Annotated in this window: 13 protein-coding genes; 7 read left to right on the top strand and 6 right to left on the bottom strand. The window is 69.2% G+C overall.

Features of this window, described 5'->3' with window-relative positions; all coding sequences use genetic code 11:
- Window positions 1-57 precede the first annotated feature (57 nt).
- Window positions 58-531 carry an Lrp/AsnC family transcriptional regulator gene (locus AB0H88_RS51680; protein WP_357657496.1) on the top strand — a complete coding sequence of 158 codons (474 nt, stop codon included), beginning with the start codon at window positions 58-60 and terminating at the stop codon, window positions 529-531.
- Here AB0H88_RS51680 and AB0H88_RS51675 read toward each other — a convergent pair.
- The 4 genes from AB0H88_RS51675 to AB0H88_RS51660 form a co-directional block, all read right to left on the bottom strand.
- Window positions 520-1170: a response regulator transcription factor gene (locus tag AB0H88_RS51675; RefSeq protein WP_357657495.1), complete on the bottom strand. Its 651-nt coding sequence runs from the start codon at window positions 1168-1170 to the stop codon at window positions 520-522. The genes AB0H88_RS51680 and AB0H88_RS51675 overlap by 12 nt on opposite strands.
- A complete protein-coding gene (locus AB0H88_RS51670) occupies window positions 1167-2204 on the bottom strand; it encodes a histidine kinase (RefSeq protein ID WP_357657494.1) in 1038 nt (345 codons plus the stop codon). The genes AB0H88_RS51675 and AB0H88_RS51670 overlap by 4 nt, the downstream gene beginning before the upstream one ends.
- The gene (locus AB0H88_RS51665) at window positions 2201-3676 is read right to left on the bottom strand and encodes a serine hydrolase domain-containing protein (RefSeq protein ID WP_357657493.1); all 1476 of its coding nucleotides are present in this window, start codon (window positions 3674-3676) and stop codon (window positions 2201-2203) included. The genes AB0H88_RS51670 and AB0H88_RS51665 overlap by 4 nt, the downstream gene beginning before the upstream one ends.
- Window positions 3677-3801: 125 nt before the next feature.
- The gene (locus tag AB0H88_RS51660; protein ID WP_357657533.1) at window positions 3802-4344 is read right to left on the bottom strand and encodes an RNA 2'-phosphotransferase; all 543 of its coding nucleotides are present in this window, start codon (window positions 4342-4344) and stop codon (window positions 3802-3804) included.
- Window positions 4345-4453: 109 nt separating this feature from the next.
- Here AB0H88_RS51660 and AB0H88_RS51655 point away from each other — a divergent pair, with 109 nt between their 5' ends.
- Together AB0H88_RS51655 and AB0H88_RS51650 are read left to right on the top strand one after the other, a co-directional pair.
- On the top strand, window positions 4454-4885 hold the full coding sequence (locus tag AB0H88_RS51655) for a hypothetical protein (protein WP_357657491.1): 432 nt from the start codon (window positions 4454-4456) through the stop codon (window positions 4883-4885).
- Window positions 4882-5490, top strand: a complete 609-nt coding sequence (locus AB0H88_RS51650) for a TetR/AcrR family transcriptional regulator C-terminal domain-containing protein (protein WP_357657489.1) — start codon at window positions 4882-4884, stop codon at window positions 5488-5490. Before AB0H88_RS51655 ends, AB0H88_RS51650 begins: the two co-directional genes overlap by 4 nt.
- A gap of 4 nt (window positions 5491-5494) precedes the next feature.
- Here AB0H88_RS51650 and AB0H88_RS51645 read toward each other — a convergent pair whose 3' ends face one another.
- On the bottom strand, window positions 5495-6727 hold the full coding sequence (locus tag AB0H88_RS51645) for an FAD-dependent monooxygenase (RefSeq protein ID WP_357657488.1): 1233 nt from the start codon (window positions 6725-6727) through the stop codon (window positions 5495-5497).
- A 77-nt stretch (window positions 6728-6804) separates the two neighbouring features.
- Between AB0H88_RS51645 and AB0H88_RS51640 the strand changes: the two genes are divergently transcribed.
- The 3 genes from AB0H88_RS51640 to AB0H88_RS51630 all read left to right on the top strand — a co-directional run bounded on the left by AB0H88_RS51640 (window position 6805) and on the right by AB0H88_RS51630 (window position 8361).
- Window positions 6805-7350: a helix-turn-helix domain-containing protein gene (locus AB0H88_RS51640; RefSeq protein WP_357657486.1), complete on the top strand. Its 546-nt coding sequence runs from the start codon at window positions 6805-6807 to the stop codon at window positions 7348-7350.
- A 121-nt stretch (window positions 7351-7471) separates the two neighbouring features.
- Window positions 7472-7804: a helix-turn-helix transcriptional regulator gene (locus AB0H88_RS51635; RefSeq protein ID WP_357657485.1), complete on the top strand. Its 333-nt coding sequence runs from the start codon at window positions 7472-7474 to the stop codon at window positions 7802-7804.
- Window positions 7801-8361: a GNAT family N-acetyltransferase gene (locus AB0H88_RS51630; RefSeq protein ID WP_357657484.1), complete on the top strand. Its 561-nt coding sequence runs from the start codon at window positions 7801-7803 to the stop codon at window positions 8359-8361. The genes AB0H88_RS51635 and AB0H88_RS51630 overlap by 4 nt, the downstream gene beginning before the upstream one ends.
- Before the next feature lie 13 nt (window positions 8362-8374).
- Here the strand turns inward: AB0H88_RS51630 and AB0H88_RS51625 are convergent, their stop codons facing one another.
- Window positions 8375-8695, bottom strand: coding sequence for a helix-turn-helix domain-containing protein (locus tag AB0H88_RS51625; RefSeq protein WP_357657482.1), 321 nt, complete (start codon window positions 8693-8695; stop codon window positions 8375-8377).
- 55 nt (window positions 8696-8750) lie between these two features.
- Here AB0H88_RS51625 and AB0H88_RS51620 point away from each other — a divergent pair, with 55 nt between their 5' ends.
- A complete protein-coding gene (locus AB0H88_RS51620; protein ID WP_357657481.1) occupies window positions 8751-9077 on the top strand; it encodes a putative quinol monooxygenase in 327 nt (108 codons plus the stop codon).
- The last annotated feature ends 713 nt before the right edge of the window (window positions 9078-9790 follow it).

Here is a 9790-nt window from a genome sequence, read left to right as displayed (position 1 = left end):
GTGGCGGCGCCGCCCTTCTGGCGAACGTTTGGCTGGTTCCGGCGACATAATGCCGATGTGGATGAACTTGATTCGGGAATCATTCGGCTTCTTCAAACAGATGCGCGGCAATCGAACCGGGAACTGGCCAGACAGCTGGGCGTCGCCCCCTCCACCTGTCTGGAACGCGTCCGCGCCCTCACCCGGCGCGGCGTCATCCGCGGCTACCACGCCGACATCGCCCCGGCGGCACTGAACCGCAGCGTCCAGGCGCTCGTCTCCGTCCAGGTCCGCCCGCTCAGCAGGACCGTCATCGAGACGTTCAAGCAGTCGGCGGCCGAGCAGCCGGAGGTGCTGAGCGTGTTCGTCCTGGCGGGCGGGGACGACTTCCTGCTGCACGTGGCGGTCCAGGACCTGGACCACCTGCACGCCTTCCTGCTCGACCGGCTCAGCAAGCGGCGGGAGATCGCCGGGTTCCGTACGTCGGTCATCTTCCAGCAGGTGCACAACACCGCGCCGGGCCTGCTGCCGTACGACGAGTCAGCTCATTAGCCCCGCCTCGTAGGCGATGATCGCGGCCTGGACGCGGTTGTTCACCTCCAGGCGCAGGAGGATGGCGCTGACGTGGGCCTTGACCGTGCCTTCCGAGACGAACAGCTCGCGGCCGATGTCCTGGTTGGACAGGCCGCGGCCGACGAGGGCCAGCACCTCGCGCTCGCGGGGGGTGAGGGATTCGGTCCGCCTGCGGGCGGTGGTGGTCCGGGTGAGCCTGCCGTCGCTCAGCTCGGCGATGACCTGCTGGGCGATGCGGGGCGACAGGTACGCCGCGCCGCCCGCGACCGCCCGGACGCCGATGATCAGCTCGCGCGGGTCGGCGGCCTTGAGCAGGAAGCCGCCCGCGCCCTCCGCGAGCGCCCTGGCCACGTACTCGCGCTCGTCGAAGGTGGTCAGCATGACCACCGCCACCTCCGGAAGCGCGGCCCGCAGCTCGGCGGCGGCGGACAGGCCGTCCAGGCGGGGCATGCGGATGTCGAGCATCGCCACGTCCGGGCGGTGCGCCAGGGCCAGCTCGACGGCCTCCCTGCCGTCGGCGGCCTCGGCGACCACCTCGATGCCCGCGTCGGTGGCCAGGATCGACTTCACCCCGGCCCGGACCATGGGCTCGTCGTCGGCCAGCAGGACTCGGATCATGCGTTGTCTCCTGTGTCGGACTCTTTCGGCCATGGCAACCGGGCCATGACGGTGAATCCACCGATGCGCGACCCGTCCCCCGCGCCTGGGCGGTTCGCCGCGCCCGGTCCGGTCGGTCCGGCCTCCAGCGTGCCGCCCAGCAGCCGGACCCGTTCCCGCAGGCCGGCCAGCCCGGTCCCACCGCCGCCTGTGGACTGCGCTTCAGTGAGCGAGGGTGCGTTGGTGACCGTGACGGCGACCATGTCGGCGTCGCGTTCGATGGTGACACGGACCTCGGCGCCCGGCGCGTACCGGGCGGCGTTGGTCAGGGACTCCTGCGTCACCCGGTGCGCGGCCCGGTCCAGCAGCGGCGGCAGGACCGCCGAGCGCTCGTCGCGGTACAGGGTCACCGCCATGCCGGCCCGCCCGGCCCGCTCCACCAGCGTCTCTATCGACTCGTCCGGTGGGTCCGTGGGGGCGCCGCCCGAGTCCCGCAGCAGCCCGATGGTACGGCGCAGCCGGTCGGTGGCCGTGACCGCCGAGGCCCGCAGCTGGGCGGCCGCTTCCCGGTTCGTCTCGTTCATGTCGGCCGCCAGCTCCAGGGCCCCGGCCCGCAGCGCGATCAGCGCCAGCTCGTGCCCGAGCGAATCGTGCATGTCGGCGGCGATGCGGGCGCGTTCATGGAGTTTGACGCGTTCGGCGGTGTACTGCTGCTCCCGCTCCAACTGACCGACCCGCTGGCGGCCCGCCTCGACCAGTTCCGCCTGCTGTCGCCGGAAGCGCCCCGCCAGCCAGGGCAGCACCGCGAACAGCGCCATGGCCATCAGCCCGCCCACCCCGTCCCAGAGGCTCACCCCCAGCTCCACGACGCCGGGTATCGCCACCACCCCCAGGACCAGCCAGTCCCGGCGTACTGGAAGATGCCTGCCGTGCAGGTAGGCGACCACGGCGACGACCGCGAACAGCAGCTGCCGCCAAACCGGGATGTGGTCAAGGTGCAGCCCGTTGACCAGACTGACCCCCGCGACCACCGCCAGAATCGCGCCGTTTCTCACCTACCAGACCTTATCGACCCAGACGGGATGACCTGCGGAGTCGTTTCAGCCTTGCGCTCCCGCAGCCGGACGATCCGCATCAGCGCCGTGGCGATGCCGGCCAGCGCCGCGACCGCCAGGGTGATCGTCAACGGTGCGGGGAAGTAGGTGAGCTGGGCCCAGGTGATCGTCCGCCCGTTCGAGATGACCGAGATCAGGTCCGGGTACGCCGCCAGCACCACGACCGGCAGCAGTACCGGCACCATCCGCAGCGCGATCCGCCACCCGGGACGCCCGGCCCGCCCGGCCGCCCAGCGTCGTGACCGCCACACGCCCAGGATGCCCAGCCCGATGGCGGCCAGCCCGATGAGGCCCAGCACCAGCTCGAACGTCTGCCGATCACCACCCGGCAGCTCCGGCGTCCGCCCCTGGGTCATCGCGAACAGGCCCGTGGCGACGGCGTACGTGTCGTCGGTGAGGGCCGCGCTGTTGGTCATGACCGCGAAGCCGTAGCCGGTCTCAGGGGAGATCGCCTCGACGGCGGTGTAGGTGAAAAGGTTGCCGGAGTGCACGAGCAGCTTGGTGTCACTGTCGAGGGCCCAGCCCATGCCATAGTCGCTGATCTTGGATGGGGTGTGCATGGTCCGCAGGCTTTGGGGGGATACGAGCGGTTTGCCCTTGCCGTTCTGGCTGACCAGCCAGGCGCCCATGTCGGCGGCGGTGGTGATGACCCCGCCGGAGCCGCTGCCGTCGAGGAACCCGGGCAGTTCGGGGCGCGCCAGCCAGGCGCCGAACACCGAGTTGTAACCGTCCGACGGCCGGACCACCTCACTCCGCAGGGCGCTGTGGGTCATGCCGAGCGGGGCGAAGACGTGCTGCTTCAGGTAGTCGTCGAAGCTCTGCCCGCTCACGACCTCGACCAGGCGGGCGGCCAGGTCGTAGTTGACGTTGCAGTACGCCCAGTGGGTGCCGGGGTCGGTGGCGAGCGCGCCGGTCTTGAGGCGGTCCACGTACTGGGCGAGGGAGGTGGTCTCCTCCAGGGCGTTGATGTCGAGGGTGGTGTCGGACAGGCCGGAGGTCTGGTCGAGCAGCTGACGTACGGTGATCGCCGTGGCGCGCGGGTCCGCCAGCTGGAAGCCGGGCAGCTGCTGGGCGACCGCCTCGTCGAGCTTGATCCTGCCCGCGTCGACCAGCGTCATCACGGCCATGGCGGTGAACGACTTGCTGAGGGAGGCGACGCGCATGGGGGTGTCGGCGGTGACAGGCTTGCCATCGGAGCCCTGGCCGTAGCCGGCCGCATGGATCACTCGGTCGTTGTGGGTCACCACGACGGACATGCCCGGCAGCCCGGTGGACTCCATGACCTTGGCGAGGTAGGCGTCGATGGCGGCCGGGGTCGGCACCGTCTGTTCAGTCGAGGCGGTGGCGGGGGCGGTCAGCGCGATGGTCAGGGCCATTGCCGCCACCAGGGCGCCGATGAGCTTGCGTTTCATAGTGTCGACGGTAGAAATCAGCGGACCGGAAAAGATCCGCCGACCGTCCAGGACCACCCCTGACGAAAGTTAGACGTCAGCCCGGGAACCGGTCGGTCCCAGGGACCGGTCAGCCCGGAAAGCCCTCAGCCCTGGAACCGGAGATACGTCGGTGGCACCTCGTCCACCAGCCAAACCCCGTTGGCGCTGACCCGGAACTCGTGTCCCGCCTCGTGCATCGCCCAGGCGTCCACCGGCAGGACCACCGGCTTGCCCCGCCGCGCCCCCACCCGCGTCGCCGTCTCGCGGTCGGGCGACAGGTGGACGTGGTGGCGGTTCATCGGCCGCAGTCCCTCGGCCCGGATCGCGGGCAGGCTCCTCGCCACCGTGCCGTGGTAAAGGTACGCGGGCGGCGCCGCCACCGGCAGGTCGAGGTCCACCTCGATGGAATGCCCCTGGTTCGCCCGGATCCTGCCGTTCTCAAGGGCGAACCGCTGCTTGTCGTTGCCTGCCACGACCCGCTGCAGATCGGCCGGGTCGATCGGGAACCCATGGGAGGCGGCGGCCCGGAGGAAGACGTCGACGTCCACCCAGCCGCGCTCGTCCAGCTCGATCCCGATCCGCCCGGGCTCATGACGCAGGTGCTTGGACAGGTATTTGGAGATCCGCACCATACGCCGATCGTCAATCATCTTCCGAGCATGTCGCAGCGGCCCGATCGCGGGCAACCCTATTGTGCTGATTTTGTGTACGACGTAAGCTTACAACGTACTCAAAATCAACCAGGAGGTAAGCGCCATGACCACCATCGCGATCACCGTCCCCTTCGTCTGGCTCGGCTGGCTCGTCGTGACCGAGTGGGTGCCGATGTTTCCGCTGAACGACCTGCGGCCCGGCAACGTCGGACAGCGCGTGCTCGCGGCGGGCATCAACTACCCGTTCCCGTTACTGATCGCGGCCGGGGTCGCGCTGCACCAGACCTGGTCGCTGCTCGCCGCCACCGCACTCTGCGTGGTCATAGTCGGCGGCCACCTGTGGAACTGGTGGCTCCCCTACTTCGGCACCGCCACGGCCGCGCAGCGGGAGACGTACCAGCGCGAGTACGGCAGAACGCTCAAAATCCTGCCGACCGAGGGACATGACGTGGTGATCGACGTTCAGCACCTGCTGGTGGGCGCTCTGTCCCTGCTCATGCTGGCGACCACGCTGATCGTTACCCTTGGCGGATGAACCAGTCCGCACCCCGGCGCGGCAGGGGACGGCCGGCCGTCCTGACCCGCGAACGGATCGTGGCCGCGGCCATCGAGATACTGGACGCCGAGGGGCTCGACGCGCTCACCATGCGCCGGCTCGGCACCCAGCTCGGGGTCGCGGCCATGTCCCTGTATCGCCACCTGCCGAACCGGGACGCGGTGCTCGCCGCGGTGGTGGACCACCTGTTCGCCGAGGCGGTGATCGACCTCGACGCCGGCACGCCGTGGCCCGAGGCGCTGGCCCGGTTCGCGGATTCCTACCGGCGGATGCTGCTCGGCCATCCGCCCGCCGTACCCCTGCTGGCCACCCACCCGGTGGACATCGACCTTGGCCTGGAACTGCTGGCCGGGCTGCTGGACCGCTTCGAGGCAGCGGCAATCCCACGCCAGGCCGCACTCACCGCCATCCAGTCGGTAGCCGTCTATGTCCTAGGCCACGCTTTGGCCCAGGTCGGCACCCCACCGGGCACCACGGCGGCGGAAAGCGATGTCACCGCGGCGGCGTTTTACGACGAGTGGTTCAAGACGGGACTGCGAGCCATGGTCTCGGGCTTCGAGCGGCAACTCGACCAAGAGCGTTGATCTTCTAGGCCGCCCCCCGGCCTCCTGAGGCGACGAGCGACGCCGGGTAGTCGTCGACGGTCATGGAGTTGAACAGGCGTGCGCTCTTGGTGGTGAGGTGGAGGAGGGCGCGGCTGGGCCCCGCGGGCAGGGCGGAGATCAGGCGGGCGCCCTGGACCAGTCCCCGCACCCCGAGGCGGGACGTGGGGATCAGGGTCTTCGCCGCGCTCAGAGCGACAGCGCGGCTGCCGCGCACGTGCTCCGCCATCGCGCGCTCGTAGGCGGGGAAGGCGCGCTCGTGGTCACCGCCCGCCCGCGCCAGCTCTCCGGCGAGGACGTACGCGCCGACGACGGCCAGGCTGGTGCTGCCGCCGACGGCAGGGCCGGGGCAGTAGCCCGCGTCGCCGACGAGCGTCACCCTCCCCCGCGACCAGGTGTCCATGCGGAGCTGCGTGATCGAGTCGAAGTAGAACGCCGGGGTGCGGTCGAGCTCGTCCAGCCAGCAGTCCACGTCGGCGTGCAGGCCGCCGAACGCACCGCGCAGCAGTTCCTTCTGCCGGGGCACGTCGCGGTGGTGGTAATCGAGCTCGCGCTCGCTCCGGAACAGGAAGATCGCCCGCGCCTCGCCGAGGTGCCGCGCGGCGTACATACCGGCAGTGCGGCCGACGCCGACGTGCATGAGGAGCTCGCCGTCGAGGCCGGAGGCGTTGGGCAGGGTCAGCACCCCGAGGTAGGCCCCGATGAAGGCGCTGAAGCGGGACTCCTCGCCGAAGATGAGGCGGCGCACGTTGGAGTGCAGCCCGTCCGCGCCGACGACGAGGTCGAAACGGCGCGGCGCGGCGTTCTCGAACCGCACCTCGCCGTCGGGCGAGATCGCGGTGATCGAGTCGCCGAAGATGTACTCGACGTCGTCGCGCGCGGCGTCGTAGTAGATCTCGCTCAGGTCGTCGCGCATGATCTCGACGTGCCGGTCGGAGGCGGCACCATAGATCTTGGACAGGTCCACCCGGACGGGACGCCGCGCGCCCTCGCGGTAGATGTTCATCCGGTTCGCGTCGGTGGCCCGCTCCTCGACGCGCGGGAGCACGCCCATCTTCTCCGAGATGTTCATCGCGGGCCGGAACAGGTCGACCGCGTGGCCGCCCGTCTTGCGCAGAGTCGGCGCGCGCTCGACGACGGTGACGGAGAAGCCGCGCCTGGTGAGCCAGTACGCCAGCACCGGACCGGAGACGCTGGCCCCGGAGATGAGAATCCGCATGGGCACCCTTCCTTTCTTAACGGTAAGTAAGCGTAACATGGTTACTTACCTATCGTTAAGTCAGATAGACTCGCGGCATGCCTCGGCCCTCTGACACCAAGCAGCGCATCCAGGACGTCGCCCGCGAGCTCTTCACCCAGCGGGGTGTGCAGCGGACCAGCCTCCAGGAGATCGCCGACCAGCTGGGCATCACCAAGCCGGCGCTCTACTACCACTTCTCCTCACGCGAGGACCTGGTCCGCAGCATCGTGCAGCCGATCATCGACGAAGAAGAGGCGTTCCTGACGGGCCAGGAGGCACTGGACGAGGTCGAGCCCCGCGCCCTGCTGGAGGGCTACTTCGACTTCCACTACCGCCACCGCAAAGTGATGGTGCTCATGCTCAGCGAGCTGACCACACTCGCGGACCTGGGCCTGATCGACCTCGTGCTGGGCTGGCGCAGGCGGCTGACGATGCTGCTGCACGGCCCCGAACCCACGCTCGAACAGGCCACCCGGGCCGTGATCGCCTTCGGCGGCCTCCAGGACTGCACGATCCAGTTCACCGACGTGCCGAAGGACGAGCTCCGCCGGGCGGCCGTGGACGGTGCCTGCGCGGCCCTGGGCATCGAGCCGCCGCGCTAAGGGTGTGATCATGCCTCGTCCCCGGCGTGCCGCTCGTCGATCCGCTGGTCACCGACTGCCTTCTTGAATGGTTGTGACGGTCGCTCGACCTATAGGTAGATGACCGGTATATATTGATCACATGAGACAGATGCAGGAGCCGACGTTCCTGATCCTGACCGCGCTAGCCGCCGGTCCACAACACGGATACGGCGTCATCACCGACGTGGAGCGCATCTCGGACTGCCAGGTCCGCCTGCGCGCCGGCACCTTGTACGCCGCTTTCGACCGCCTCCAGGAAGAGGGCCTGATCGCCGAGGACCGAGAGGAGATCGTCGACGGCCGGGTGCGCCGCTACTACCGGCTGACCGGCGACGGTGCGGCGAGACTGGCAGCGGAGGCCGAGCGGATGCGCAGGCATGCCCAGGCGGCCACCGCACGCCTGCGCGCGATCGGCTCGGCGGGAACGGCATGAGCCCGCTCGAAGCCCGCTACCGGCGGCTGCTGGCCTGTTATCCCCGCGACCACCGGGCGCGGCACGAAGCGGAGATGATGGGAGTGCTGCAGGCGGGGGCACGGCCCGGACAGACCCGTCCGGACCTGGCTGACGTGGCCGACCTGCTGCGGGGCGCGGCCCGGGTGCACGCCCTCATCCGCGGGCTGGCCGAGCACCAAGACCAGACGTGGGCCATCACTGTCAGCGTCTCCGGCCTGCAGCAGATGCTGGCCCGCCCGGAGATCACCTACCTGATCGCCGAACGGGACGGCCAGGCCGTCGGCTACGTCTCCTGGCTGGAACGGATCAGCTTCTGGTCCGGCGAGAACTACCTCCACCTGGACGACCTGTACGTGACCGGCGCCGAACGGGCCCACGGCGTGGGAGAGCAGCTGATGCGCGCGGCGGCCGAGGCCGCCGAGGGCAAGGTGATCCGCTGGGAAGTCGCCGAGTCCAACGAGGCGGCGCAGCGCTTCTACACCCGCATCGGCGCCACGCTCGCCGCCAAAAAGATCGCCCGCTGGCAGCCGAAGTAAGTGTCCTGGTGAGCTAATCAGCAGTAGCGCTCCCTGTTCTGCCCGCCCTGCTGCCGGACCCCAACTCCTCGGCCAGGAGCACCAACAGGCCGGGCAGATGACGCTCGATGTCCTGCCTGGGCAGCGAGACGGCGCTGCCGTTGCCGTGGTCACGCTGCATGATCAGCCCCGCCTCGCGCAGCACCCGGAAGTGATGCGTGCGCGCGGCCTTCTTCACCGGCAGGTCGAACGAGCCGCAGGCACGCTCCCGGCCTTCGGGATCGGCCGCGAGTTCGGCCACGACCCGGCGACGAGAGTCGTCGGCCAGCGCGCGGAACACCTTGCCCAGATCCATGACTCACTCCTAGGTACGATTTGCATCATACCTCACCGATGGCTAGCGTTCAGGTATGAAAATCGTCGTACCTGAAGGAGATGGGGCGGTCGCTATCTACGGCTTCGCCCGGCCAAAGCCCGAGCGGGCCGATGAGCTGGAGCGACTGCTGCTGTCATTCGTGGAGCCGACCAGGGCCGAGCCTGGCTCGATGCAGTACCAGGTTCACCGCGACGTGGCGGATCCCAGCACGTTCGTGTTCTACGAACTGTGGCGGTCCGCCGACGACCTGCGCGCGCATCTCGCGCGTCCCGAACTCGCACATTTCCAGCAGCACCGCATGGACTACCTACAAGAAGACCTAGAGATCCACTGGCTGACGCCTCTCAGCGTGACCCCTTGACCCCATTGTCAGCGTGCCCACGCGGAGACGCTGGACAGAATGACCGGCCTTGGCCGGGCACATGCGTCGGCCCCCAAAGAACCCGTCTGCCTGTGCGGCAAGGACGCGAGAGCGCGAGATGAGGTGCACCGGCGCGTCCTGGACGGTTGATCAAGCGTGGTTTCCTCCCCACTGCAGGAGTCCGCACGTGTCCCCCGCGCAGTCGCATGCCCCAGCGATTGGCGTGGAACGCGCCCCGTGACAACGGCCACGTGCGCGTCATCGCGTGGACCTGCGAGTGCGCCAGCGCCTTCTACGAGCTGTGCCAGGCGGGCGGGCAGCGGTTCATCCGACGCACTCGAAACGGGTCGAACAGGCGGATCGTCGATGGAAGCGACCGATGGAGTGCAGGGCAGGCGGAGGCGCAGTGGCACGCCTTGCTCGTTGGTCTTGTCCGCTGAGGAGAGGGGCGGCCGTAGGAGATGGGCTTGGGTTGTCGGCGCGCACGGGTGTCGGCGGGAGCATAGAGCGACGTGCCCGCACGAAACGCGGGCGAATAAATCGGTTGCGGCGAGCGCCAGACGAGGCATAGGGTCGGTGACATGCGCTTTTACCTGTAATTCGTTGGGGATGCCAATACCCCGGCCACTCGGCCCCGCCCGGCGGTGTGTATGCCCGCCGACCTCGTCCAGACGCGGCAGCTGAGCTTGTCGACCGGCCCTGGCCGCGTCGTG

The sequence above is a fragment of the Nonomuraea sp. NPDC050680 genome (genome assembly GCF_040654555.1).
GTDB lineage: Bacteria > Actinomycetota > Actinomycetes > Streptosporangiales > Streptosporangiaceae > Nonomuraea.
The sequence above is the reverse complement of the archived record's forward strand: the minus strand, read 5'-3'. Positions and strand labels throughout refer to the sequence as shown.

Coding starts and splice junctions, on each gene's coding strand:
- AB0H88_RS51675 (WP_357657495.1), bottom strand. CDS start 1,170: ATGATCCGAGTCCTGCTGGCCGACGACGAGCCCATGGTCCGGGCCGGG.
- AB0H88_RS51640 (WP_357657486.1), top strand. CDS start 6,805: ATGCCTCGGCCCTCTGACACCAAGCAGCGCATCCAGGACGTCGCCCGC.
- AB0H88_RS51665 (WP_357657493.1), bottom strand. CDS start 3,676: ATGAAACGCAAGCTCATCGGCGCCCTGGTGGCGGCAATGGCCCTGACC.
- AB0H88_RS51645 (WP_357657488.1), bottom strand. CDS start 6,727: ATGCGGATTCTCATCTCCGGGGCCAGCGTCTCCGGTCCGGTGCTGGCG.
- AB0H88_RS51635 (WP_357657485.1), top strand. CDS start 7,472: ATGAGACAGATGCAGGAGCCGACGTTCCTGATCCTGACCGCGCTAGCC.
- AB0H88_RS51655 (WP_357657491.1), top strand. CDS start 4,454: ATGACCACCATCGCGATCACCGTCCCCTTCGTCTGGCTCGGCTGGCTC.
- AB0H88_RS51650 (WP_357657489.1), top strand. CDS start 4,882: ATGAACCAGTCCGCACCCCGGCGCGGCAGGGGACGGCCGGCCGTCCTG.
- AB0H88_RS51630 (WP_357657484.1), top strand. CDS start 7,801: ATGAGCCCGCTCGAAGCCCGCTACCGGCGGCTGCTGGCCTGTTATCCC.
- AB0H88_RS51620 (WP_357657481.1), top strand. CDS start 8,751: ATGAAAATCGTCGTACCTGAAGGAGATGGGGCGGTCGCTATCTACGGC.
- AB0H88_RS51625 (WP_357657482.1), bottom strand. CDS start 8,695: ATGGATCTGGGCAAGGTGTTCCGCGCGCTGGCCGACGACTCTCGTCGC.